This window comes from Verrucomicrobiaceae bacterium, from assembly GCA_016713035.1.
GTDB lineage: Bacteria > Verrucomicrobiota > Verrucomicrobiia > Verrucomicrobiales > Verrucomicrobiaceae > Prosthecobacter.
In genome coordinates this window covers 194,190-220,270 of record JADJPW010000014.1, presented here as the reverse complement: position 1 = coordinate 220,270, position 26,081 = coordinate 194,190, and the positions used below count along the sequence as shown (strand labels likewise).

General features: G+C 57.1%; 21 protein-coding genes and 1 tRNA gene. 12 read left to right on the top strand and 10 right to left on the bottom strand.

Annotated features, from left to right (window positions below):
• The first annotated feature begins 19 nt into the window (after positions 1-19).
• Positions 20-616 (top strand): PEP-CTERM sorting domain-containing protein, encoded by a 597-nt coding sequence (locus tag IPK32_25235; GenBank protein MBK8095184.1) that lies wholly within the window; start codon positions 20-22, stop codon positions 614-616.
• 103 nt (positions 617-719) lie between these two features.
• Here the strand turns inward: IPK32_25235 and IPK32_25230 are convergent, their stop codons facing one another.
• On the bottom strand, positions 720-917 hold the full coding sequence (locus IPK32_25230) for a hypothetical protein (protein MBK8095183.1): 198 nt from the start codon (positions 915-917) through the stop codon (positions 720-722).
• Between the two features lie 239 nt (positions 918-1,156).
• Here IPK32_25230 and IPK32_25225 point away from each other — a divergent pair, with 239 nt between their 5' ends.
• The 8 genes from IPK32_25225 to IPK32_25190 all read left to right on the top strand — a co-directional run bounded on the left by IPK32_25225 (position 1,157) and on the right by IPK32_25190 (position 10,343).
• Positions 1,157-1,897, top strand: a complete 741-nt coding sequence (locus IPK32_25225; protein MBK8095182.1) for a hypothetical protein — start codon at positions 1,157-1,159, stop codon at positions 1,895-1,897.
• A gap of 14 nt (positions 1,898-1,911) precedes the next feature.
• The gene (locus tag IPK32_25220) at positions 1,912-3,051 is read left to right on the top strand and encodes a hypothetical protein (protein MBK8095181.1); all 1,140 of its coding nucleotides are present in this window, start codon (positions 1,912-1,914) and stop codon (positions 3,049-3,051) included.
• 18 nt (positions 3,052-3,069) lie between these two features.
• Positions 3,070-4,308 carry a cyclic nucleotide-binding domain-containing protein gene (locus IPK32_25215; protein ID MBK8095180.1) on the top strand — a complete coding sequence of 413 codons (1,239 nt, stop codon included), beginning with the start codon at positions 3,070-3,072 and terminating at the stop codon, positions 4,306-4,308.
• Positions 4,309-4,655: 347 nt separating this feature from the next.
• On the top strand, positions 4,656-6,005 hold the full coding sequence (locus tag IPK32_25210) for a Fic family protein (protein ID MBK8095179.1): 1,350 nt from the start codon (positions 4,656-4,658) through the stop codon (positions 6,003-6,005).
• Between the two features lie 89 nt (positions 6,006-6,094).
• On the top strand, positions 6,095-7,093 hold the full coding sequence (locus IPK32_25205; protein MBK8095178.1) for an AAA family ATPase: 999 nt from the start codon (positions 6,095-6,097) through the stop codon (positions 7,091-7,093).
• Positions 7,090-7,557, top strand: coding sequence for a hypothetical protein (locus IPK32_25200; protein ID MBK8095177.1), 468 nt, complete (start codon positions 7,090-7,092; stop codon positions 7,555-7,557). Before IPK32_25205 ends, IPK32_25200 begins: the two co-directional genes overlap by 4 nt.
• A 200-nt stretch (positions 7,558-7,757) precedes the next feature.
• Positions 7,758-8,378, top strand: a complete 621-nt coding sequence (locus IPK32_25195; protein ID MBK8095176.1) for a hypothetical protein — start codon at positions 7,758-7,760, stop codon at positions 8,376-8,378.
• A 354-nt stretch (positions 8,379-8,732) separates the two neighbouring features.
• A complete protein-coding gene (locus IPK32_25190; protein MBK8095175.1) occupies positions 8,733-10,343 on the top strand; it encodes a phosphoglycerate dehydrogenase in 1,611 nt (536 codons plus the stop codon).
• 58 nt (positions 10,344-10,401) lie between these two features.
• Here the strand turns inward: IPK32_25190 and serS are convergent, their stop codons facing one another.
• Positions 10,402-11,673, bottom strand: coding sequence for a serine--tRNA ligase (gene serS / locus IPK32_25185; GenBank protein MBK8095174.1), 1,272 nt, complete (start codon positions 11,671-11,673; stop codon positions 10,402-10,404).
• A gap of 69 nt (positions 11,674-11,742) precedes the next feature.
• On the opposite strand from serS, the gene IPK32_25180 reads away from it, so the two are divergent.
• A complete protein-coding gene (locus IPK32_25180) occupies positions 11,743-12,882 on the top strand; it encodes a cysteine desulfurase (protein MBK8095173.1) in 1,140 nt (379 codons plus the stop codon).
• Between the two features lie 13 nt (positions 12,883-12,895).
• Here IPK32_25180 and IPK32_25175 read toward each other — a convergent pair whose 3' ends face one another.
• The 6 genes from IPK32_25175 to IPK32_25150 form a co-directional block, all read right to left on the bottom strand.
• Positions 12,896-13,441, bottom strand: coding sequence for a polysaccharide biosynthesis/export family protein (locus tag IPK32_25175; protein ID MBK8095172.1), 546 nt, complete (start codon positions 13,439-13,441; stop codon positions 12,896-12,898).
• 20 nt (positions 13,442-13,461) lie between these two features.
• On the bottom strand, positions 13,462-14,019 hold the full coding sequence (locus IPK32_25170; protein MBK8095171.1) for a polysaccharide biosynthesis/export family protein: 558 nt from the start codon (positions 14,017-14,019) through the stop codon (positions 13,462-13,464).
• A gap of 45 nt (positions 14,020-14,064) precedes the next feature.
• Positions 14,065-16,254: a polysaccharide biosynthesis tyrosine autokinase gene (locus IPK32_25165; GenBank protein ID MBK8095170.1), complete on the bottom strand. Its 2,190-nt coding sequence runs from the start codon at positions 16,252-16,254 to the stop codon at positions 14,065-14,067.
• 130 nt (positions 16,255-16,384) lie between these two features.
• Positions 16,385-17,581: an outer membrane beta-barrel protein gene (locus IPK32_25160; GenBank protein ID MBK8095169.1), complete on the bottom strand. Its 1,197-nt coding sequence runs from the start codon at positions 17,579-17,581 to the stop codon at positions 16,385-16,387.
• Positions 17,582-17,655: 74 nt separating this feature from the next.
• Positions 17,656-18,288 carry a hypothetical protein gene (locus tag IPK32_25155; GenBank protein MBK8095168.1) on the bottom strand — a complete coding sequence of 211 codons (633 nt, stop codon included), beginning with the start codon at positions 18,286-18,288 and terminating at the stop codon, positions 17,656-17,658.
• Positions 18,289-18,328: 40 nt separating this feature from the next.
• Positions 18,329-18,402, bottom strand: a tRNA-Gly gene (locus tag IPK32_25150).
• A 489-nt stretch (positions 18,403-18,891) separates the two neighbouring features.
• On the opposite strand from IPK32_25150, the gene IPK32_25145 reads away from it, so the two are divergent.
• Both IPK32_25145 and IPK32_25140 read left to right on the top strand, forming a co-directional pair.
• Positions 18,892-20,127, top strand: a complete 1,236-nt coding sequence (locus IPK32_25145; GenBank protein MBK8095167.1) for a fused MFS/spermidine synthase — start codon at positions 18,892-18,894, stop codon at positions 20,125-20,127.
• Complete coding sequence (locus IPK32_25140) at positions 20,016-20,444, top strand: fused MFS/spermidine synthase (GenBank protein MBK8095166.1); 429 nt, start codon at positions 20,016-20,018, stop codon at positions 20,442-20,444. Before IPK32_25145 ends, IPK32_25140 begins: the two co-directional genes overlap by 112 nt.
• Here the strand turns inward: IPK32_25140 and IPK32_25135 are convergent.
• Entirely contained in the window at positions 20,401-24,183 is a 3,783-nt protein-coding gene (locus IPK32_25135; GenBank protein ID MBK8095165.1) for a translocation/assembly module TamB domain-containing protein, read from the bottom strand. The two genes, IPK32_25140 and IPK32_25135, sit on opposite strands and share 44 nt — an antisense overlap.
• A 369-nt stretch (positions 24,184-24,552) precedes the next feature.
• On the bottom strand, positions 24,553-25,983 hold the full coding sequence (locus IPK32_25130) for a nucleoside recognition protein (GenBank protein ID MBK8095164.1): 1,431 nt from the start codon (positions 25,981-25,983) through the stop codon (positions 24,553-24,555).
• Positions 25,984-26,081: the final 98 nt, after the last annotated feature.

Here is a 26,081-nt window from a genome sequence, read left to right as displayed (position 1 = left end):
CTCGAACCACTCACCACCCATGAAACGCCTCCTCACCTGGATTCTCCTAGCTGCATCCTGCATCCTTCCCGCGAAGGCGGCATTCATTTACAGCGGGCTGCAAAACATCGCCATCCCCACCAACTTTGACGGCGTGTATCTCAACATCGACAACGCGGCGACCAGCAGTTCTCTCATCACAGGGTGGGACGTGAACTTCTTCTTCGGCGGCTACGGCATCGCCAACAGCACCGACTTTCAACCAGGCCGCACGGGCACTGGAAATATGGACAGCATCATGGCGATGACTCTCTACGAAGAGGTGGGCGGGGCGACGCTCTTTTCAGTGGGTGAAGGCGGCTCCGACAGCCACATGGGCAGCAGTCCGGGTCAGTTTCAATCCGGGATCGAGCACTACCTTGGCTTCCGCTTCGTGAAGGATGGCGGTGGTCCCATGCTCTTTGGGGCGATGCGTGTGGTGCTCACTATCAATGAACCGGGCGGTGTGATCAAAGACTGGGCCTGGGAAGACAGTGGCAGCCCGTATGTGGCGCCTGAACCGGGGCGAGTGGTCCTGTTACTCACGGGTCTCTCAAGCCTAGCTCTGCGGCGGCGCAAGGCGAGGCAGAAACAGTAGCCAGGCTAAATGCTCAGCGCCGCCGGAGCCGAAGAAGAAGCCCTTTCACCGATCCCCCAAGTCCAGCCACTCAGACCCCCAGCCCCTAGCGAACACCACCATGTCATTCAAGTTCCACATCGCCCCGCTCGCCTCCGGCGGCTTCACCACCCGCTCCACCAGCGGCGACAGTCAGCCGCTGCCCCCGGACTTTCACTCCACCGAAGACATCAAGCAGGCCAACCTGATCAAAGCCTTGATCGTAGAGACCGTGCAGCGCTACCCGGAGGCTGAGCAGTCCATCAAAGACGGCATCGACCACTTCCTGGCCGTCTATCCACTCTGGTGCAGCAATACATCGTCGGCACCTTCGAGGAGAACATTGATGATGATGTCGTCACCGCCACATACTACCCCAACAACGGCTTGGACGGCAAAGTGTCCCGTGTTGAGGTCGATTGATCGCCAAACATCCGCTGGGAGCGCCCCAGACCAATCCGTTGTGATGGCCTCATCACACGAATCCGAGATTTCTCCTTACCGCCCAAACGCCCACCACACATGCCCATCACTTCCGAAAAACTCGCTTCTGTCCTCGCCGTAGTCGAGACGGCCAAAACAGTCTTCCGTAGCAAGCTCCAAAGTGTCTCCGCCAGCGGTGGCATGACACGGGAGATGTATTTGCGCTACCTCTCCTTCCAATACCATCTGACGAAAGGCGTGCAGCGCCATTTCCTGAAGGTGGCGGCGCATCCGCGGCTGGCGCGGAAGAACACGCTGAGAGAGTTCCTCTTCAAGTTCGGCCTGGAGGAGGAGGCGCACTACAAGGTGGCGGAGGTGGACCTCCAGCGCCTGGGAGAGAAGCCGCTGCCCTGCCCGGTGGATGTGAGCATGTGGTGGGCCTACTTCGACCAGATCGTGGAGCACCGACCCTTTGTGCGACTGGGGGCGACCTGTGTGCTGGAGAACCTGGGGGCTGGTGCGGGATCATTGGGCCACGACTTGCTGGATAATGCTCCCTTCCTCAACAAGTCGAACACGCGGTTCATCACGATCCATTTCCATGAACTGCTGCCGCACGGGGACCAGATCATCGCGGCACTTGACCGCGTGCCACTGGATGCACAAGACATCGCAGAGTTGGTGGAAGGAGCCAACGTAGGCTCCATCATCTACCTCCGACTGGCAACGTGGGCGCTGGGGCAGGATGAGCTGACGTGTCAGCAATTCAATCCCCACTCCACGATCGAGCGCTATGAGGACGGAGACTACGCTGATCTGGAGTCGCTGGTGAGCTACTGATCCACTGCTCACCGATGATCCGTATCGCCCTGCTGATGCTCTATGGCTCCCCGAGGCGCGCTTTGGCGATGATCTTTGGCATGAGCTTTGCCGCCTTTCTCATGGCCCAGCAGACGGCCATCTTCTGGGGAGTGATGACGTGGACCTATGCGCCGATGCGGGTGGTGCGGGCTGAGATTTGGGTGGCAGCACCGCATGTGGAGCAAATCAATGACTATGATCCACTGCGCCAGACCGATGTGCAGCGGGTGAATTCTGTGAAAGGCGTGGCCTGGGCCATGCCTGCCTACTCCAGCTACACCTATGCGCGTATGCCAGACGGCAGGCACCGACCTGTGCAACTGATGGGGGTGGATGCCGCGACGCTCGCGGGTGCTCCCTGGAAGGAGGTGGAGGGCGGCCCTGAGAGCCTGCGACTGCCAGATGCTGTGTGGATGGACGACTACGGGCTGGACTTTTTGAAGCCCAAAGGCGGCGCCCCGCTCCAGGTGGGGGATGTCTTCGAGATCAATGAGCGCAGAGCGGTCATCCGAGGTGTCTTCCCTGCACGCAGAGCTTTCAGCGGCGCACCTTTCATCGTCACCACCTTTGACCGGGCGGCGTCCTATTCATCGCCGCAGCGGAGGCTGGTGTCTTTCATCCTCGTGCAGGCAAGCGAGGGAGCTGATGCTGTGAAGGTGGCACAGCGGATCGAGCTAGAGACAGGGCTGCGTGCCTACACGGATGCCGCGCTGGTGGACTCGACCATCTCATGGTGGATGCTGAATACAGGTGTTCCAGGATCGTTCCTCACGACCGTGATCTTGAGTTTGATCTTCAGCCTCACGGTGAGTGCGCTGACTTTCTCGAACTTCGTGGCTCAGCAGCGCACTTACTTCGCCTCGATGCGTGCGATGGGTGCCTCCGCATGGCAGCTCGTGCGGATGTTGCTGGCTCAGTCCATCAGCATGTGTCTGCTGAGCTTCGGCGTGGGCACTGTCGGCGCGGTGTTGTTTGGCCTAGCTGTGAACTCGCGAGGTGTGCCGCCTTTTGTACTGACTTGGCAAGCTGTCGCCGGCGTGCTGGTGACCCAGATCGTGGTGGGCATCATCGGCCCCATCATGTCTGCGCGGGAGTTGCACCGCATCCAGCCATCCTCCGTGTTTCGCAGTTGAGTCCCTGATCTCGTCAATATGCAAATCCTTGTCGCCACCACTCCCGAAGAGAAAGAAGCCGTGTACCGCCTGCGCTACGAGTGCTATGTGGAGGAGCTCGGCTGGAAGTATGACAAGGCTGATCAGTCGGCAAAGACGCTGAGAGATGACATGGATGACAGCGCCGTCATCTACTATGCCGAAGACAAGGGCAAGGTCGTGGCCACCTACTGTGTGCATTTCGGTCAGGGACTGGTGATCCCTGACAAATGGCGGACGCACTATGACCTGGACCGGTTTGCCGAGTTCCCACAGGAGTGCCTCAGCTTCAGCTCGCGGCTCATCGTGACCGCTGAATACCGAAGCACCATGGTCGTGCCCAAGATGCTGGTTACTGCTTACATGGAGAGCTGGCGGAGAGGTACGCGCTTCAATTTCTGCTTCTGCCGCCCACGCCTGATCGACCTTTATGAACGGCTGGGTTTCATCCGCTACAAAGAGAACATCTTCGAGCCCACTCAAGGCTATATGAGCCCCATGGTGCTGATGAGTGAGGACGCAGATCACCTGTGGGCCGTGCGTTCTCCATTCCTGCGTGTCTGCAAGTCACATAGGCCTGACTCCAGAGCCGCGCGGTGGTTTGACCAGACCTTTCCTGAGGCACGGCATAGCACGGCGAAGCAGACAATGACGGCGGAGGAATTCCTGCAGCAGTGGGCGCAGGCGATGGATGCACGCACGGTGGCTCTGCTCAGTGGATTCTCCCCAGAGCAGATTCAGAAGCTATTCATGGCAGGCACCGTTCTGCAATGCAAAGCGGGAGATAAGCTGCTACGAGAAGGTGAGGCCGGGCATGAGATGTTCCTCATCATCCAGGGCTCTGTGCGTATCTATACCACCAAAGCGGATCATGCTGAATCACTGATCACCCTGATGAGCGCGGGGGAGACATTCGGTGAGCTGGCTCTCGTTTCACGAGCGAAACGCAATGCCACGGTGCAGGCAGCGACAGAGTTGCAAGTGCTGGTGATCTCCCAAGAATTCCTCCAGAGCGCCATGAGGTCCATGCCAGACATCGCCATCAAGCTGCTCTACAATCTTGCCTCTCTCGTGGGTGATAAATTAAGGGCGACCAGCGAGCGGCTGCTGGACATGATGCGGGAGAATGTGCTGCTAGCCACCCAGCTAGCGAGAGTAAGTGCCCCTGCGCCTCGTGAGGCACCCACGGAAGCCTCACGACCCGCCACCATCAGTCTGCTGAAGACAACGCCGTTGTGATGGCCTCACACGATTCAGTGCCATGCACAGGGCACAGGGTTTCAGGCTGAGGCGCAAGGTGATGTAGGGCGGATAAATAGTAGCCAGGCTAAAAGTTTCAGTGAAGCCACCCTCCGCGTCCACAAGTCCGACGGCAGCACCTTCGACATCCCGCTCGTCGTCCGCATCGACACCCCGGTCGAAATCGACTACTACCGCGTCGGCGGCATCCACCCCTACGTCCTCGCGCAGATTTTGCGGGCGAATGGGTAACGGGGTATCTTTTGAACAGCTATTAGGCCGCCTGAAAGGTTGCCAACCCTCTAAAATGTCTCTAATTAGACTCTAATTAGAGATATTTTAGGTTCATGCGAATCCCCGAAATTCCACCACCCTTTCACTACCTGCTCACCACGACCGTCGTTCCTGGCCGGTGGACGCAGTTGTTGGCGATGATTAATCCAGTGCGCCCACAGGAGGGCGAATACCTGCATTGGGACGATTTGCAGACTCGGAATCCTCCGGCGGGGCTCAGCAAAGAAGAATGGTGGTTGCTGATGAAGACCGGCAGGCAGTTCGCTCGCCAGGAACTCCCCTTGATCGACAAAAAAGGCCAGCCCTTCCGCTTCTCCATCGTTCCGGAGATGTTTGAGGCACTGCATCACATCGATCAGAGCTGCGCGGGAAACATCGCCATGCCGGATCATGTGTCCAAATTAGCCGAAAACTCAGCCACGCAAACCCGCTACAAGATCAACTCACTCATGGAGGAGGCTGTGACCTCCAGCCTGCTCGAAGGAGCGGCCGTGACACGAGAAAAAGCACGCGACCTGCTGCGCAGCGGACGCAAGCCACGGGACAAGGGGGAACGCATGATCGTGAACAATTTCATCACGATGCAGCACCTGCAGAAGATCAAGGACCGGCCGCTGACGCCCGATCTGGTGCTGGAAATCCACGCGATGATCTCCCGCGACGCACTGGATAAAACCGACGCCGCAGGCCGCCTGCGCCGCGCCGATGAACCTATCGAAGTCGCCGATGACGAGGACAACGTGCTGCATATTCCGCCAGCAGCAGCGCAATTGCCCGAACGTCTCGCCGCCATGTGTCAGTTCGCGAATGAACAACATCTTCGTGGTTATCTGCACCCCGTCATCCGGGCCATAGTCCTGCATTTCTGGCTGGCCTACGACCATCCTTTTGTCGATGGCAACGGACGCACCGCCCGTGCCTTGTTTTACTGGGCCATGGTGCACGGGGGCTTGTGGCTTTTTGAGTTCATCTCCATCTCGCAGGCATTGCTGCGGGCTCCGGCGTATTACTACAGGGCATTTCTGCTCGCAGAGTCTGACGACAACGACCTAAACTACTTCATCCTGCATCAAGTACGCTGCATTGAAGAGTCGATCCAGAATCTGCACGACTACCTGGCGCGAAAATCTGCGCAGCGCAAAACGCAGCAGGAAAGCCTGCGCCAAGCTGGCTGGGTCAATCCACGTCAGCGCGCGCTTCTGGAACATGCGCTCGAAAATACAGAAACCGGTCGCTACACCTTCGACAGCCACCAGCGCAGCCACGGCATTTCTTCCATGACTGCACGCTCAGACCTGCTGTCGCTGGAAGACAAAGGACTTCTGACATCTCGCATTGAGGGCAAACAGCGTGTTTTCCAGCCCGTACCCGACCTCGAGTCCGTTCTAAAGCAGCAAACCTAAATAGAGGTAGTAGCAAACCCCTTGTCGAACGCGCCCTTGGGGCGTTACTCTTTCCAGCACTGCCCTCCACCGCTTCACGCGGCTCCGCCATGATCCACAAGCTCTCCATCCGAAACTTCAAATCCATCCGCGAACTCGATCTCGACTGCCGCCGGGTGAACGTCTTCATCGGCGAGCCGAATGCGGGGAAGACGAATGTTTTGGAGGCACTGGGGCTTTGGTGCCCTGGGGTGCATGCTGAGCTTCGGAGAGTTTGCCGAGCGGAGTATGTTTCCGAGCTGTTTTTCGATCAAAACACAACTGAGCCAATTCAAATTGATGCAGACGAGTTTCTTGCGAAGATTGCCAAGAGCGAAGAAGGCGCGGACCTTCAGTTCAGGGGGACGTTCACATCGGGTGATCAGAAACGATCTTGGACAGCTCATGTCCCTCTCAAGGACAACCTAGATATTCCAGGGAAGCGGCCTCACTATCCGAATGCCATGGTGCCAATTAAATTCTTCGTTTACGATGCGGGCTTGTCGGTAGATGCGGTGGCAAACGGTGGGCTGGCACCTCCATTTGGCTCTAACCTCGCTTCACTTCTCGCCAATGACAAAACTGCCCGGCAGATCGCAGCCGACTACTTCTGCGACTCCCGCTATCGTTTGTCCGTCGATGTGGGCAAAAGACATCTTTCGATGTCCCGTCAGGAAGACTCCGCTGTGGTATCATTCCCTTACTCCGCCACGTCCGAGACTCTTCGGCGCATGATTTTCTACCGGCTGGCTTTGGAAACGAGCCGGAAGTGCATTCTGGCCTTCGATGAGCCCGAAGCGAACTCGTATCCTCCCTACACCAAGATTCTCGCCGAGAGCATCGCGAAGGACGAGCAGGAGAATCAGTTCTTCCTGACGACCCACAGTCCCTACATGCTCACCTCGATCATCGGCAAAACTCCAGCAAGCGAGCTGAACGTCTTTGTCTGTCGCCTGGAAGGATCCGAGACCAAGGTTTATCCGATGGATGAAGACCAGCGGATGGAACTCATGGAGATGGATATGAGCGCTTTCTTCAACCTCGATCGTTTTCTCCCCGAGCTGCCATGATCTTCCTCGAATGCTTCAACGATGAAGCCGTGGTCCGGGCACTTGGATTTTCCAAAAGCCAATGGCTCCATGAGCTTGCCAAATCCCGCGTGGCCCATGCGCTGGAAATAAGCCGGAAGGCCTCTGACATTGCTCTTGTCGATCAAGACCCAGGGCAGTCTTGCCCAAACTACTTGAGGGAGTTCAAAGCCGATGAATCCAGGCCGGACTTGGGTCTGAGCCTTTATCAGCACCCCCAAAGCGGCAAACGATTCATCGAGATCCAGCCCGATCTGGAACCTTGGCTTTATGCGCAAGCTCAAGCCATCGGTGTTTCACCTGTCACGCACCATTTGCCGAAAAGACACGAAGACCTTCACAAGAATCCCAAGAAGCATCGCAGCCACTTGGAGAGCTTCGTCAAAGCCTGCCTGGCCGCCAACAGCCCCCACCTCGCCAAGCTCGCCGAATGGCTGCGCCTCTAAAGCCTATCTAATTAGACTCTAACTAGATACATTTTAGACAGATGTATTCACGTCCCGCTGCCACCGGTTCATTTTTTGATGACCAGCACGGTTAGGCCGGAACTGGTGACCGGTTTTGCGACAAAAATACGGACGAGCTAGGTCATTGGCTCCAAAGACTGCCGCATGATGCATGCATGGAAGTGCGTTTGGAGTGGATCATGCATCGCTTTGCTGTCCTACTGTTGTTTCTGCTCGGGAATCTCCTCCATGCTGAGGAAACGGTCCAATCTGCCTTTCAGCGTGGGGTGGACATGTTTTTTGATGCAAAGCCCAAAGAGTCGGTGGCGGCATTTGATGCGCTTTTGAAGTTGGAGCCAAAGGCGAAGCCGGAGCTTTGGCAGCGCGGGCTCTCTCTCTACTATGTAGGTGATTTTAAAGGCGGACGTGAGCAGTTCGAGACGCATCAGACCTTCAATACGAATGACGTGGAAAATGCGGCTTGGCATTTCCTCTGTGTGGCGAAGGCGGAGAGCGTGGAGGCCGCTCGAAAGGCGCTCATTCCGATCGAAGGTGATGCCCGCATCCCGATGAAGCAGGTGCATGAGCTCTTCGCGGGCAAAGCAAAGCCGGAAGACGTCCTGAAAGCTGCCGAAAGCGGCGAGGGTGATGCATTGAGAAATCACCGCTGCTATGCGCATCTGTATCTGGGGCTCTACTTTGAGTCCATCGGTGATCCCGTGAAGGCGAAGGAGCACATGGTCAAAGCAGCCACGGATTTCAAAATGGATCACTACATGGGCAAGGTAGCCCAGGTGCATGTAAAGCTGCGTGGATGGTGAGAGTGCCCTAATTTTTGCAGAAATGAGCGCAGTGACACTGAGCGGCTATTCCGAGATGGAGCGGCCAGGGCAGGGGGGGGGCGTGGCGTGACTCCTAGATTGGAACTAGCCGCACTGACCGGGGTGACTACCCCAAAAAAAGCTCGCTGGGCTGCTCAATCCCCCCTTTCCCGAATCATTGGTGCGGAAAAGCATTTAACCAGACCCACGGAGACTGAAACCATGAACGTGACCAACGAGCACGCAAAGGGGAGCGTGCCCGGTCAGAGGGCTGGAGAATTGCCTAGCCGGTAATCGCTCCTTGAGCCGGGGGCAAAGGCAGCTAGTCTGACCGCCCCCCTTTCATTCAAAATCATGGCCAAGTTCAAAATCCTCATCGCCGGCAACAACGACCCCATTTCCAGCAAAGGCATCGACCTCCTCAAGGCCGAATCGTCGTTTGATGTCGTCGTCAATATGAACCTCAAAGAGGAGGCGGCCATGATCGAGGCCTCTCGTGATGTCCATGCGATTATTGTTCGGTCCGGGGCCAAAGTGACAGCTAAAGTCATCGACGCTGCTCCGAACCTCAAAGTCGTAGGACGTGCCGGTGTCGGCGTGGACAACATCGACGTGCCAGTCGCCTCGAAACGCGGCGTGGTGGTCATGAATACTCCAGGCGGAAACACCATCTCCACTGCGGAGCAGGCCTTCACGCTCATGATGGCACTGAGCCGCAAGACGCCCCAGGCGCATGCCACGATCGTCAGTGGCAAGTGGGACCGCAAAAGCTTCCAGGGCACGGAGGTCTATGGCAAAACGCTCGTGGTGCTCGGCATGGGCCGCATCGGCGCTGAGTTCGCCAAGCGGGCGAAGGCCTTCGGCATGCGGGTGGTCGCTTACGATCCCTATTTGAGCAAAAACCGCGCTGAGAGCCTCGGGGTCGAGCTTTGCGAGGATCTCGATGCTGCCATCATCCAGGCTGATTACATCACGATGCACATGCCGCTGACTCCTGAGACGAAGCACATGATCAATGCCAAGCGCCTCGCCACGCTGAAAAAGACCTGCCGTATCATCAACTGTGCCCGTGGCGGTCTCATTGACGACGCTGCGCTCGCTGAGGCGCTGAATAACGGAACCATCGCTGGAGCCGCGCTCGATGTCTTTGAGACTGAGCCACCTCCCGCCGATTATCCGTTGCTGAAGGCTGCCAATACCGTCTTCACCCCGCACCTCGGAGCCTCCACAGAGGAAGCTCAGGAAAACGTGGGCATCGAGATCGCAGAGGTCATCAAGGCACATCTGCTCCAAGGCACGGTGGTCAATGCCGTCAACATGCCGAATGTGGACCCCAAGGTGCTGGCTGAGATCGGCCCCTTCCTGAAATTCGGTGAGCTACTCGGTCGTGTGGTGTCTCAGTTCGCCCCTGCACGCAGCAATGTCGTTCGTATCAATTACAGCGGCAAAGTCGGTGGTGGTGACACCACGCTGATTTCCCGCGCAGTGCTCAAAGGCTTCTTAGAGCGTCCAGTCGGTGCCGAACAGGTGAACTACATCAATGCCAACGGCGTCGCAGAAAATCTGGGCATTCGTTTCACCGAAAGCCGCCTCGCTGAGCCCACGGAATTCACCGATCTCATCGAAGTCGTTGCCAAAAACGATGCTGGTGAAAGCGCTAGCATCGCGGGCACCTTCTTTGCCGGTTCGCCACGCATCGTGAAGGTGAACGGACGCCGCATCGAGGCGAATCCAGAGGGGACTCTGCTCATGATCGAGAACATCGATCGTCCTGGCATGATCGCCAGTTACAGCAGCATTCTGGGCAAAAATCAGGTCAATATCGCCGATATGAGCCTCAGCCGGGACAAAGAGAGCGGAAAAGCCCTCACGATCCTGACGCTCGATACCAGCCCTGGAGCCGAGGTGATCGCCGAGCTCGAAAAAATCAACGGCATCAGCAAAGTTCACTGCGTCGCGGTTTAACCTTCGCAGACTCGTCACGCGGGCCAAATCTGGCCCGCGTTTCGTTTTTATTGCGGTGTTAGGCGATCTTTTCTGAGCCGAAATGGCTGCGGAGGGCCTCTGGGATCAGGATGGAGCCGTCTGCCTGCTGATACGTCTCCACGAGGGCGACAAAGAGGCGGGCCAGAGCGGTGCCAGAGCCATTGAGGGTGTGGGGGACGCGATTTTTGCCGTTTTCGTCCTTGTAGCGCAGATTCATGCGGCGGGCTTGGTAGTCACCGAAGTTGGAGCAACTCGAGACCTCGAGGTAAGCACCTTGGCCAGGGGCCCAGACCTCGATGTCGTAGGTTTTCGCCGAGCCGAAGCCGATATCGCCCGTGCAGAGCTCGATGACGCGGTAATGGAGGCCTAGGAGCTGGAGCACTTTTTCAGCGTGGCCAGTGAGCGTTTCTAGCTCGGCCATACTGGAGTCTGGGGTGGTGATTTTGACCAGCTCGACTTTATCAAACTGGTGCATGCGGATGAGGCCACGCGTGCCGAGGCCTGCGCTGCCTGCCTCACGGCGGAAGCACGGAGTGTAGGCGGCGTAGTTGATGGGCAGCTTCTCTAAGGGGACGATTTCCTCGCGGTGGAGGTTCGTGACGGGCACCTCTGCGGTGGGGATGAGGTAGAGATCGTCCTCGGGGCTGTGATAGACTTGGTCGCCGAATTTCGGGAGCTGGCCGGTGCCGACGAGGCATTCTGGTTTCACGAGCAGGGGCGGGCTAATTTCCTGATAGCCGTGCTGGGTGGTGTGGAGATCGAGGAGAAAATTGATCAGTGCACGCTCAAGGCGGGCTCCAGCACCGCGATAGACGACGAAGGCGCTGCCGGTGATTTTGGCCCCAGCTTCGAAGTCGATCATGCCGAGAGCTCCCGCGACGAGGGTGTGGTCTTTCGGCTGAAAGCTGTACTCGGGCTTTGAGCCCCAAGTGCGCACTTCGGGGTTTTCCTCCGCGCTATGGCCGATGGGGCAAGCCTCGTGGGGCAGATTCGGCAGACCGAGGAGGAGCTCACGCTGGCGTGCATCGCCTGCATCGGCTTCTTGGCTGATTTGCTCGATGCGCTCGTTGATTTTGCGGACATCGGATTCGATGGCGCTGGTGTCTTGGCCGTTTTTCTTGGCGATGCCGATTTCTTTGCTGATGCGGTTGCGGTCGCCCTGGAGCTTCTGGCGCTCAGTTTCGGCGGTGCGGCGCTGGAGGTCGATTTCGAGCACTTGATCCACCTGGCCAGCATAGTCGCCGCCACGGTGGGAGAGGCGTTGTTTGATCAAATCGGGGTTTTCGCGCAGAAGACGTATGTCGAGCATAAGGAGGGCGATGCTAGGCGGTGTGAGCGTGGTTTGCAAATCCCGCTCTCTGGCCGATTCTGCACGATCATGATCTACCTCGACGCAAATGCCACGACGCCTATCGCTCCAGCGGTGCTGGAGGCGATGTTGCCGTTTTTGAGGGACCAGCATGCGAATCCCTCCGCTAGCTATGCGGCGGCACGGCAGGTGCGGCGTGCTGTGGACGTTGCGAGGGGGGCTGTGGCTGGCCTTTTGGCGGCAGAGCCTGGGGAGATCATCTTTACCAGCGGAGCGACGGAGTCGATGCACACGACGCACCACTCTGTGCGGGCGCTTTGGCCCGAAAAACGGCGGCTGATCACCACCGCCGTGGAGCATGCCGCCGGACTGGAGTGTGCGGCTCGCTGGAAAAAGAGCGGAGGGGAGGTGTGTCTCATCGGAGTCGATTCACAGGGGCGGGTGGATTTAGCGGCATTGGAAAGTGCTCTGCTGGATGAGGAAGTAGCGCTGGTTTCTGTTTTATGGGCCAACAATGAGACCGGTGTGATCCAACCGCTGCATGATGTGGTGGAGCTGGCGCATGCGCATGGTGCGCTGGTTCATGCGGATGCTGTCCAAATGCCAGGAAAGGCAAAAATCCATGTGCGTGAGGTGCCTGTGGATTTCCTGAGCCTGAGCGGGCACAAATTCCATGCCCCAAAGGGCGTGGGTATTTTGTATGTGAGCCAGCGTGTTCGATTTGAGCCGCTGCTGACTGGTGGAGGCCAAGAAGGAGGTCGGCGAAGTGGGACGGAGAATGTGGCAGGCATCGTGGCCCTGGGTAAGGCTGCCGAATTGGCCCAAAAGCCGATGGACGGCACTCTGAGGGATGCTTTTGAGCGGGATTTACGTGCGAGGTGGTCGGAGGCCGTGATCCACGGTCAAGGTGCCATGAGGCTGCCGAATACTTCGAGCGTGCATCTGCCTGGAGTCGATGCAGCAGGGATGCTCATCATGCTGGATCAGCGGGGACTAGCCTGTTCGGCTGGCTCTGCCTGCCATGCGGGCGCAGTGCATCCATCACATGTGCTAGAGGCGATGGGATTCGATGCCGAGCACGCGGCGGAGACGCTGCGCATCTCATTTAGCCGAATGAATTCGCCTGAGGAGGCAACAACAGGTGCCCAAATCGTGGTCGAGTGTGCCGAACGACTGCGATCTCTTCGTGGATCCGCCTGCGTGGTGTGAGGGCAACACGGGCTCAATCTGGCACGATGATCTGGTCGCCGGGTTCCAGTTTGACGTCCACTTCGGGGGTGTGCTTGGAGAGATCCAAGATTTTGGTGACTCCATTGCGGATGAGTTTGGTCTTGGAGGGGTTGGAAAATGGGTCAAATCCACCTCCGACGCTGATGGCCTGGAATATGGTGAGATTGTCTGTGAAATCGACCGCGCCATTGTTTTTGACTCCGCTTACCAGGAAGACCTGCCTTTTCGCCCCTTCCACATCACTGATCACCGTGATGGTGGGGTTGGTGAAGTATTCGGCCTGGATATAGGCCTTTTCGAGCTTCGTTTGTAACTCGGATGGCTTGAGGCCAACGGCTCGTTGTTCCTTGATGTAGGGCAGGTTGATGCTGCCTTTGTCGCTAATCGTGTAGATGCCGCTGATCTGGTTGGCGTCCTCCCCGATGCCCGAAATGGTGAGCTTGATCCGCTCGCCTGACTTCAAGGCTAGTTCCGCTGCCTGAAGGGCCTGAAAGCTACCCCAGAGGAGGATTAGGAATACTTTGAGCAGAAGTTTCATGGGGCAGAGAATTGTGCGCCTCAATCTGGCACGATGATCTGGTCTTCGGGCTCGAGTTTGATGTCCACTTCAGGAGTGTGCTTGGAAAGATCCAGCATGTAGGTGGTGCCATTGCGAATGAGCTTGGCTTTGCTGGTCTTAGCGAAATTATTGAATCCTCCTGCGGCACTAATGGCCTTAAATACAGTCATGCCAGCAGTGTAAGAGATATTGCCGTTATGGTTGCAGCCGCTGACAATATAGATCATGCGTGCAGTGGCGCTGTCACCTGAGTCGATGGAGACGGTGACGGTGGGATGGGTGAAAATCTCTTCGTTGACGAAAGTCTGGGCCAGCATGGTGCCGAGCTGCGAGGGCTTTTTGCCGGTGGCTCTGACGGGTGAGATGTGCGCAAGGCTGATGGTGCCGGAGTCGGTGACGGTGTACATGCCGCTGATTTGGGCAATGTCGCCATCGGGGACTCCTGCGATACGGATGGTGACACGATCACCCGCTTTGAGTGGCAATTCCGTGTTTTGAGCAAGGACGCTGTGCGTGGCGAAAAGCGCCAGCAGGAGGGTAAGGAGGCGGTTTTTCATGGGTAGGGGCAGTTTGGGATGAGTTTTGGGGCTAGTAGGAAAAAATCAGAATACATCGGCTTCGCTTTTGCTGGCTGGGGCCAAGGCTGGCGCTGGGGCATCGACATTGGTGGCCTGCTTGCGGCGTTTGCGGCGCTCGGCTTTGCCATCCGTGCCGGTATTGGTAGGGGAGTAGTAGGTGTAGTAGCTGGTGTAGTATTGGTATTGGGCGTCGCTGTTGAGATCGACGTTGTTGAGGACGACTCCGAGGACTTTCCCGCCGACGTTTTCTACGTTCTGCTTCACACGCATGAGCATGTGGCGTGGGAGTTTGCGATGCTGGACGACGATCATGGTCATGTCGGCCTCGTTCGCGAGCACGGAGGCATCGCTGACGCCGAGGATGGGCGGGGAGTCGATCAAGACGAGGTCGAAGCGGCTTTTCACATCGGTAATGAGATCGACCATGCGCTGGGAATTGAGAATGCCTGCGCTATCAGCCGGGAGGAGGCCGCTGGGGAGGAAATAGAGGTTTTCGACGGCGGTTTTAAGCACCACGTCTTCGAGTCGGATATTGGTGGTGAGATAGTTGGTGAGGCCGTGGGTATGGCTGACATCAAAGTTCCGGTGCATGCTGGGGCGTCGGAGGTCGGCGTCGATGAGGAGGACGTTGTACCCACCCTGAGCGCAGACGTAGGCCAGATTGCACATGGTCGTGGACTTGCCCTCGCCTGCGCCACCACTGACGACGGTGAGGCAGTTGGCATCGGCTTTTTTGCGATGGAATTCGATGTTTGTGCGCAGGATGCGGTAGGCCTCTGAATCAGGATTGAATCCGCTGCTGCGGTGCAGGATGCCGACGCCTTTTGGCACGACAGCGAGGACGGGCACACCGAGGAATTTTTCCACGTCATCGAGGTTTTTGACACTAGTGTCCATGTACTCGAGGAAGAAGGCCAAGCCGACGCCGAACATAAGCCCGAGCACCGCGCCTAGGGCGAGATTCAGCGGGACATTGGGCTTTGTCGGGCGAGATTCAGGCTCTGCAAAGGCGTAAACGGTAGCGGGGAATTTCACGCCATTGACGTCCTGCTGCTCCTCCAGGAAACGCGTGCGCATTTGGACGATGGTGGACTGGATATACTCGACCTCTTGCTTGGCCTTCTCGTACTCCATGATGTCGCTCATTTCGCTGTTTGCCTTATTCTCATCCCCTTTCGAGTCTGCACGCAGGGCTTCGAGAGCCTGTTTGGAGGCTGCTAGCTTACTTTGGAGGCCGAGAACGTGTTGTTTGGCTTCGTTGTTGATCTGGCTGCGTAGTGTTTCGATTTCGCTTTGAACCTTGCGGACCATCGGATGGCGGTTGCCTAGGCCGCTACTCTTCAATCCAGAGAGGGTGACAAGTGCTTGGTTGTGAAGAGCTACGCTGGCGTGGAAATTCGGGTTTTCTAACTTCAAAGCGGCGGCCTGGGAGATCAGATCATCCGTGGAAAGCTTCGAGATCGCGTCCAAGTCAGCCTCCATGGTGCGGACTTCGATTTCTGTTTGCAGAATCTGGTGCTTTCGCGACATGAAGATGCTGGAACCTTCTTTCTTTTCTGCCTTTGCCCCTCCAGGCGTGAGACTACTCCCAGAATCGAATTCGAAGGTGAGTCCCGCTTTTTTTCGAGCTTCCATCGCTCGTTCTTGGGCGCTGCGGCGGTCGGCTTCCAGATCGGCGATTTGCTGCTGGGTGGTCTCCAGAGATTTAGACTTCTGCTCCATCTCGACCTTTTTGTAGTGCTCCTGGTAACTATCTGCCACCGCATTGGCTACTTCTGCAGCAATATTGGGGTCTTGGTCGTAGAATTCGATGGTGACAAAGTCAGAGCGCATGCTGGCCTGAACATCCAGGTTCCCACGCAGGCGTCCCATGGCCATAGAGACCGTCTGGGTTTGCCATTTCTTTAATAGGTCGAGTTTTTCGATTACTGGTTTCAGCGTCTCTGGTTTGGAAATAGTTTCAATTTGAGTTTTGACGTACTCTGGCCAGTTGCCGCCCGAATTGCCGTTCCTCGAGAGAACCTCAATGGGGCTGGTATTGCGCTGAATGACCATTTCGACCCTACCGCGGTATTTACGCGGCATGACGTAGGTCAGCACGGCGGCAGCGGCAAAGACGAGGACGAAGCAGAGTGTAATCAGACCAAAGCGATTACGGATGACCTGCCAGGTATCCATGGCGTGGCGTTGAAGATCGGAGTTTTGATCGTTCATGGATTATAGGGGGACGAAATTACTTTGGGGGAGTTAGGTAATTGGTTGGTACATAGAACCAGCGGGCGCTCCGTGTGTCGAAAGCTGCCCGCCGGCGGATTGAGAGTGAGTGATAAGTGGAATCAGATCATCAGAAGGACGCGGTGGCACCCAGGGAGATACGATGGCGATCAAACTCGCGCAGAACGTCATTCGAATTGAGCGTGGAGTAGGAGTATTGAGCGTTGAGCATCAGGTTATCCAGCACCTGGTAGCCCAGGCCTGCATTGAGGAAGATGGAGTGCTCTCTGCCATCCACCCCACCTGGGTTATCAAACGTGGAGTAGCCGTAGCTGATGCCACCATTGACGCTGAGGCGCTTGTCGATTTGGTGATTGACCTGGAGCCCGGTATTGAGGCCGTAGCGACTCGCAAAGCCTCCAAGTTCAGCTGCGCCGTAACCAAGAGAGGCGAACCAGCGTGCATACGTCTGGCGATCGACGGTGTAGTTGAGAGCAGCTTCTGCATAGGGAGCCGTATTGCTGGTGCTGTCATTCTCATAGAACTCAGCACCGACGCGGACGGAGCCGGATGTGCGAGAGCTCCATGCATGGTCCACACCGACGAGTGCAAAATGGGAATGGTAGTCTTTCGTCGGAGCGCTATCAAAAATGGTCATGCGATAACGATATTCCGCTGTGAGGCTGGTCTGCTGGTTGATCGCATAGGCGAACTGCTGGGCAAAGAGGTGCGAGTAGCGGTTTTCTGCATTACCGATGACGTCATCATCATAAATGGTGCCGTCGATGGTGTAGCTCGTGGTGGTAGAGAAGCGTGGAGTCCAGGCGTAGCTGACATTGAAGTTGTTGTAGCCGTAGAAGTATTGGCCATTCCACAGCGTGGTGGAACCACCGAAGCCGAATGCATTATTGGGCTCCATGCCGTAGGTGAGGAGCATGTTGTTGCTGATGCGAAGGCGCTCTGAAAAGCGGTGCTCGAAGTTCAGAGCGGCACGGACATTGTAGAATGTGTCGTCAAAGCGTGGCATGCCGTCGATGTAGTTTACCACACTCGTATCGAGGGAGAAACTCAGTGGGGTAGTCTGATCTGGGCGGGTGTAAACTGCGCCGATACCCGCTTGGAGGAACCAAGACTCAAAGCTGCCGAGGGGATTCGCTTTGTAGTTCAGTGTGTCATAGCCACCCTGCGCAGTTACGTTGACCTGGAAAGGTATCTCGTTTTTGAAGTCCGCGCTGTAGTTTTGGACTGCCACGAGTCCCTGCGCACGCAATGCGACTGGAGAGATGGCGATAGCGGCCAGACAAAGAAGTGCATTGCGCGTACTCATAAGAGGGGAATTCAGAAGAAAAGACGGTGAGGAAAACGATTCGATCTAGGTAAGTCGGTAGTCAGAGCTAGGACTCAGGGAGCCACTGGCAGAGCGACAGCAGGGGATACGGGGACGGGGACGAAGGGACGGATCGGACCGGAGGAGGGCGGCATGATCAGGAACGGACCACGGATCGTCGATGGGATGTAGAAGTCAGGGGACTCGTCAGGAGCGGCATCCCTAATTTGCTGCTTTGGATTCTTGCTGGAATACACATTCACAGGGTTCTTCTCGCTGTACACATTGACCGGGTTCTTCCCGCTGTTGTAGGTAGGCTCGGAAGAAGGAATTTCCGCTACGGGTGCTGGGGCGGCGGTCATGGCAGCGACTCCAGGGGAGACAGAGGCTGCCGCTGCATTGATCGCGACGGTCATCTTTGGCGAGACGGTCGTAGCGGTCTGCACGATCTGACTGGCGAGAGTGTTGTCTGCTTTGGAGGCAATGATGGCTGCTTTCACGATTTCTCCTGCGCAAGCCTCGTTGATGACGAGAGCATCCTCGACGACCATGAGGACTTTTGCGGGGTCTTTTTCGACTGCGGTGCGGACGTCATTGGAGATTTCAGCACATGGATTACCGCTTTGTGCGATCACGGAGCCAGCAAGGGCTAGGATGAGGGCACATACCCGCAAAGAAGCTGTACGGCTAAAGGTTCCGATTTTCATAAGGCAGTTTAATTATGGATTTTTAAAGATGATCGCGTTCTGGAGCGGGTAGTGGGAATCGAACCCACATGGCCAGCGTGGAAGGCTGGAACTTTACCATTAAGCTATACCCGCGATTAAAGTTATAATAATACGCGATATCTTACTGCCGCAAGATATTTTTTAGAATTAAGAGCAAGGATTTGAAATTTTAGAAAACCTGATCGACAGGACTTTCAGACGTTTCGGCACTCTGATCTTTCTTCAGATACGAGGGAAATAGCATTATCCTCCTTCTAAGCAAGGAAGTATTCATGCGTTTGAGCGAAATTGGAGGTAAGGGGCGGATGAATCGCCACACCAAGTTTGTAAGGTATTTTTACTGTAATTTGCAGACATGAGTCGAGTGTTTACAAATTTCTTACTCACGCTGAGCCCTTAGCACATTCCTACATGGCCACCTGAGGGGCACTTTGACGCTTAGAATCAGCGGAAATGGCGTCAAAATCGGTCGAAAACACCGGCCGAGATCAAAGATATCCGGGCAAGAGGGATTCGAATAGGTCCATGTCGGGCATCGCTGGGGGTTGCAAGTGAGGGCTATCTGCTCATTCACTGAGAATCATGTCCCCGCCTGCTACTGCTCCTTCTACATCCTCTCCTTCCACACGCTCCACGAGGTTGTTCCTCGGTCTCGTGTGCTTTTTGGCGGGGGCGGCCATTATGATTGTGGAAATCAGTGCCTTCCGGCTACTGGCACCTTACTTTGGGAACACGGTCTATACCTCCACAGCACTGATTGGAGTCATATTAGTGGCCTTTAGTGCCGGGGGGTATCTTGGAGGGTGGTTATCGGATCGGAAGATGGCGCTGGATCTGATCGGTTGGTTGATGGCGGGTGCTGCGGTGCTGATTCTGTTTATTCCGGCTCTGCACACTGCTTTCAGTCTGCGCCTGAGCAGCGGAGGTGTCATTTCGGGGCCTGTGCTGATCTCGCTTTTGCTTTTTGCAGTGCCGGGGGTGCTACTAGGTGCCGTTTCGCCTGCGAGTGTGCGGTTTTACAGCCTGGCAGATAAAGACAGCCATGTAGGGGCCTCAGCGGGGACGATTAGCATGCTGGGATCATTGGGCAGCTTTGCAGGCACATTCCTCTCGGGATTCTATTTGCTGCCGAATTTTGGGGTGAAGAGCATCTTCATCACCACTGGCTTGCTGCTGCTGCTGCTCGCGGTGGCAGCGTTTGTGATGGCGCGGAATGCGCTGAAGCAGCAGGCACCGATCGTGCTTAGTGGCCTAGTAGCGGCGTTTTTCGGATGGAAGTCACAGCCAGCACCCATCGCTGGGACAGTCTATGAAAATGAATCGTTCTACCACCATATCCGAGTCATCGAGGAGGGGAAGAAGCCTTTCACCCGGCGCTTTTTGATGCTCGACTCGACGCAGGAAGGCGGGATGAATGTGGACACGGGTGAGTTGATCTTGCCCTACCAGGAATACTGGAAGTTGGCGCTGTTGCGTGAGTCGGAGAAGGTGGAGAGCGCACTTTTTATCGGAGCGGGTGCCTTCGGGATGCCAGAGAATGTGGCGCGGGATTTCCCGCAGGCGAAAGTGGATGTGGTCGAGATCGATCCGCAGGTGATCGAGGTGGGGAGGCGTTTTTTCCGGCTGGGTGAATATCCGCAGGTCACGGCCCATGCGGCGGATGCGCGGCGCTTTCTCCATGATGCGGGTGAAAAAAGTGGGACCTCATTTTTGGAGATGCCTACAATGGCCGCCACGCCATCCCTGCTCATTTGGCGACGCAAGAGTTCTTCCAGCAGGTGGCGGATCATATGCTGCCAGAGGGAGTTTTTATCATGAACATCATCGCCAGCGTGAATGGGCGGCAGTCCGAGCTCACTGCCGGCATGCTCAAGACACTCTCCGGCGTCTTCCCCAACGTACAAGTCTTCGGCGCTGGTTATAAGCCAGACGAGACGCAAAATGTGATCCTGCTGTGCTCCAAGCAGGATTTGCGCCCGAGGATCTCAGACCGGTATTTGGTACAAGGCTCTTGGCAGCAGCGACTCACCAGCCGCTGGGTGCCATCCGGCACACTGCCGCGTCCGGCACCAGTCGCCTTCACGGATGATCTCAATCCGGTGGACTCTGTGATCGCTCGGGGGCTGCTGGAGTGACCACTTGGGGTGGATTTTCTTCCTCCATGGCTCTCGCCGCTTTGCCAAAGCGCAGCACATAGCCCAGGAGGGCCTTCATCCGCCCACTCTGGGTGAAGCGGCCTGTGAAGCGCAGTTTCGGCGTCAGTTCATACATGGCCTGCATGCTGTCATTTGCGCGGTCTCCGCCGCTGGGATTCATGCTCAGGTGCAGCTTCGGAGGCTCATCGCTGACTTTCTTTTCTTTGTTGAAGAGCTTTCGATAGGTCTCTGAGATCACCAGGAAGGCAGCGCGTGCCATCGCCTCGCTCGCCATCTGTGCATTATCACCACCCAGAGTCATGCCGGTGCCGATCAGTGTGACGATATCTGCCTCACTCATCGGCGGTGTGCTGGTGAAGCGTGTTTTGGGATTTGTCGCATCGCCATAGACGAAGAGCGAGATGTCCGTGCTGCCTACGCGTGACTCACCGCGCACATCCAGCTTCGGAGCGAAGGGATTCTCTGGATTCATCGTGACCACGCCTTTGGTGATCTTCAGCAGACTGAAGGGCAGCTTCACCAGCAGGCGGTCCACATTCGCAAAACCTGTCAGGATTGGCTTGGCCCCCGTGCCACCGAGCTTCATATCGGCGGAGATGGCTCCATTCACCAAATTCCCAGCTAGCAGCACGGGGTCATGCGTTTTGATCTTCAGATCAAAAGTCCAGTCTTTGAGCAGCGGCGGGAGCTCCACCTTTTGCACGATCTTGGAGGTCGAGGGCGGTGGTGGAGGCAGGGGCTCACTTTGTTTCACCACGCTCATCACATTTGGCAGCAGATTCACCTCTTGGAAAATGCGTCCACGCACCGCTTCGACCAGGCCACTCACGCGGGCCGCCTTCAGCGAGCCCACACAGGCGATATCTGCATTCGCACGCAGGCTGGAGGTGGGATTGCGAAACACCAGGGCCTCCCGAGCCATCAATTTCAGGTCAAAACGCGGGTCATCCATCTTCGCGGCGTCCACTGTGCCGCCGAGCTTCACTCGGCCACCTGCCAGCAGTGCGGAGATGTCTTCCAGTGTCGCTTTGCGATCATGGGTGCGCACTCTCACCTTCACATCTCGCACGCTTGGCATGTCCGCACTCACAAAGCTGACTTCTGCCACATCGACATCGAGAGCTGAATCGATGAGCGGCGCTTTCACGGTGCCTCCCACCTTGGCATTGAGCCGCATTTTGGCCGGAATGGCCTTCAGCACCTCCGGGGCAAAATCCCTCAGAAAGCCCAGATCACTCTCCGCCATGTCCAAAGTGGCCTTGATGGGCAAATCAGCCGCCAGAGCCGGTTTTTTCATCAAATCGGCCACCACTACCGGAGATTCAGCTTTCAGCAAAAGCGGCTTTAGCGGCTTCTGATCCACCTGGGCATCCACCACGAGCTTGCCGCCCTTCAGCGTCGTCAAAACATCCACTTGAGTCGGAGCAAAGCTCTTTGGCATGCCGGGAGCTTTCACGTCCCGCACTTTAAGTTGCACCTTCGCGTCTTCGAGCCCGAGCACCGTGATCTCTGTGCTCAAAATGGCTGGCGGGATGTCCTTCACGCCAGCAGCGGCGGCGATCTCATGCACGGGTAGTTCTTTCGCACGCAGTAGCACATCCAGCGTGCGCAGATCGTGCGATGCCTTGGCGCGACCACTCAGGAGTTTCCGGTCTTTTTGCCAGAGGCTCAGTTCGCTCATATCTGCCTGTTGGTCGTTCACCACGCCTTTGGTCAGCAGCTTCCACGGCCCCAGCACGGCCTGCATCGACTCGATCGTCGCGGTCTTGCCCGCAAAGGTGGTCTTTAGATCCACATCCGCAGCCTCAGGCATGCTGGCGATTTTTACTTTAGTGGCATTCAGTGTCACCGCGCCTTCACCGCGCCAGGGGCTGGCATCACCATGCACATCGAGCCGGGCCATCACGCCGCCATTTTCCAGCGGAGGAGCCTGGAAGGCTGCGAGCAGCGTGTTTAGCGTCTTGAGCTCTGGCATCTCGATCACGCCATCCACCGCAAATGCCCACGGAGCCTTCAATGCAGCCTTGCCCTTCAAATCGACACGATTCCGCGCATCCACCGTCACGCGGCAGGACTCCAAAGTGGCCGCGCCTTGGGAAATGAGGGCTTTCACCTCGATGAGAGGCAGCGGTGCATCGCCATAGCGCCCGTCTTTCACGCTCAGCGTGAAGTCGGCATCTGCGTTCATCGGATCATTCACTTTGAGGGATGCCTTGCCGCTCGAAGTCAGCTTTGCTGTCACTGGCTGCGGCAGAGGTGGCAGGTTCACTGTCTTCATGAGCAATGCAGGATCATCGACTTGAATCTGCCAATCTGCTGTGACAGGCATGGCATCGTCCATTGTCATCGCAGCATTCAAGTCGATGCGATTGCCCTGGCCTAGCATCAATGCAGGCACGCTTATTTTTGCGGCTTTGCCATCCAGCGACACATCCACGGCCAGTTTTGGCAGTGTGTATTTTTCAAAGCTCAAATCACGGCCATCGACATGTGCTTGGGCCTTTGTCGGCGTGGTGCCGAGGCCTTCGGCAGTCGCGGTGAGCTCGATCAGGCCTTTCACTGGCGGTGGCTTCACCAGGAGCTGCGCTACATCGGCGAGCTTGGATTTTACCTGAGCCGTCCAGGGGGACTTCATCACCTCTGCGGCCAATCTGGACTCTGCCACCAGAGTCACCTCATTCGAGCCTCGGAGCATCTTGGCATCGCTGATCTTTGCGAGGCCGTCTTGGACGGTGAAGCTCGCGGTGACGCTGTCGAGCAGTGCCCCAGCTGCTTTCACATCAGCTACGGCTACGTTGCCTTGCACACGCATTGCCATCGGTTTCATCGGATCGCCTTCGGCATGCACCTCAGCATTCACAGGGCCGAAAGTGACGCCTGGCGGCATCTTCCAGTCATTGGAGGTGAAGTGAGTCACTTTCACATCTGCTTTCGTCTGCATAGTGTCGGCGAAGATGCCCTTCGCCAGCGCCTCCACGGCTACGGCGGCTTTTCCGAGTCCGGCGTCCAGTTTCACACTGGCGGCATCGTTCGCCCAGTCGCGTAGATCGAGCTTGAGGCCATTCAAGTTGGCTCCATACGGTAGATCGAGGCCTGAGATGGTCAGCTCACGGTCTCCCCACTGCACGGCGGCTTTGACATCCGCCACATGCAGATCACCCGGCTCTAACCTGAACTCCGCGCACTCAAACACGCCCGGCATGCCCTCGCCGACACGCAGCGTGAGGCCGCGTATAGTCAGCACCTTACCATTCGCGAGAGTGACGATGGCGCTGACGTTTTCGATGTCGATCACCTTCGGCCATACGAGAGGCGGCGGCTTGCCGGTGGAGGCCTTTTTGGGCTCTGTGGGTGTTTTGGCAGGTGGGAGCTTCCGCAGGTCGATTACGGCATCGACTTGCTTCAGCGTGATGCGCCGCAGGATGTCTGTCGTCTGCGCCTGCACGTCATACTCGGCGGAAAATTCGTCGATGGTCGCTTTTTCGATCATCAGGCCACTGGCGGTGATGTTTGTGAGCTTCACATCTCCGGTGACGGAGCCATCGACTTGCCATTTTAGCTTCACCCCTGCGAAATCGGCCCCTCTGGGCCCACCATGCTGCAAAATGGCCCGCAGCAGCGCTGCATGGAAGAGGCCCGCGAGCACTAAAAGTACGACTCCGGCGAAAAACAGGCGCAGGAGCCATTTTAGCCAACGGCGTTTGGGTTTAGCGGGCATTTCAGACACAAGTCTTCGATGCCGCATAAAACGCGGAATTCAATACATCCCCCACCAAAAGAGAAAGCGCCCAAGGCGGAGCTTGGACGCTTTCAAACCCACCTGTGCCGTCCGAGGTCAGCGGGCTCACGTATCCCATGAGGTCCAGGTGGGGGCCCGCAGGTCCGGTGCGCTGTCTTCCAGTGAAGGCATGACATGACACTCCGATTGCGTAGCTCCCGATGGTTTGAAACGGGCCGGGCCACAAAGTTCGATGACGAACACCGCAGGAATTGGTTCACGCGGGTGGAAGAGGATGGAAAAGAACAGGCGGCAGAGCCGCAGATGCCTTGTTCTACGCCTGGGAAGCCGATTCTACAAGGAACAAGCTCAAGCGAAGAGTAACCGCCCAAAGCCGATCGCGGCGACCATGCCGACGAAGTCAGCTGTGAGGCCCGCGAGTAAGGCATGGCGAAAACGGCGGATGCCGACACTGCCGAAGTACACGGTTAGCACATAGAAAGTCGTCTCTGTGGAGCCATAAAGGATAGCCGCCGTCAGCTTCACCGACTCGGACAGGTCTGCGCGGGTCAGGATCTCTGTCAGCAGGCCCTGAGCACCCGATCCACTGAGTGGTCGCATGAGCGCTAGAGAGAGCAGCTCCACCGGGAAACCCAGTAGCGTGAGTAGCGGCGCCAAAAGATGCTCCAGCAATAAAAAGGCACCACTCGCACGCAAAATGCCGAGCACCGAGAGCATGGCGACGAGGTAGGGCATGATGCGCACAGCGACCTGGAAGCCCTCTTTGGCTCCTTCGACGAATTCCTCATACACCGGCACTCCTCGTGCCCAGGCGAGGCCCACGGCCGCGAGTAGAATCGCGGGGATGGCGAGTCCAGAGGCACCATCCATCGTGCGGCGCCAGAGGGAGACCCCGCTTGGCACGCTGGCGCTGGTTTGTTGTGCCGTAGCAGCCGCAGCCTTTTTCTCGGCCATGATGCGTGCCGCTTCAGCTTGATGCTTTTCGGAGTTCTGGATCACGCTTTGCAGGCCTGTTTTCGCCAGGAAATCCGGCCGCCAGTGCCGTGGGCCTAGCTCCAACGCAGAGATGCCGATAAAGAGCACCGTGAGCAGGCCGAGCCATCCTTTGGCCCGCCGGGAGATGCCGCTGGCGCTGGCGGATGGCACTCCCACAGCATCTGGGGCCTCAGGTGCATCGGTCGTCTGCGCAAAGCGGGGCATGCGCTGGAAGAAGCGTGCGGCGATCACCGCGGTGGTGCTGGTGCATGCCGTCGCGAGGATTGTGGGGATGATGACGCGGTAGCTATTGCTGATACCAGCGGCATTGAGGAAATTCATCGCGGTGATCGGGATGAGCGTGAAGCCGGCAGTGTTCAGCGCGAGGAAGGTGACCATCGTGTTGCTGGGGCTCTGCTTTTGAACATTGAGCTCCTGGAGGTGCCCCATGGCTTTGAGGCCCATCGGCGTGGCGTTGTTGGAGAGTCCGAGCATGTTCGCAGAGAGATTCATCACCATCGCGCCCATCGCCGGATGCTCTGGCGGCACATCAGGAAAGAGCCTACGCAGCACCGGGCGGAAAGTGCGCACCACCGCACTCAGCACGCCGCCTTTCTCCATCAGGCGCAGCACACCGAGCCAAAACATCATCATGCCCGCCAGGGGCAGGGCGATGCCCATCACGGCCTTTTCAGCCGCCTTCGCCGCCTCATCGACCACGCTGCCTGTGCCAGAGATGTGCCCGGTGATACCCGCGACGATGATTCCGATGAAAAGGAGGACGGCCCAGATTTTATTCAGCATGACGGGCGGAGAATGCCTTGCGAGACAGGCATTGACAAGGAGAACGCAGGTTCCTACACTCAGGCTGACTTCCAGGAGATACCCAGCGGCGCGGTGCC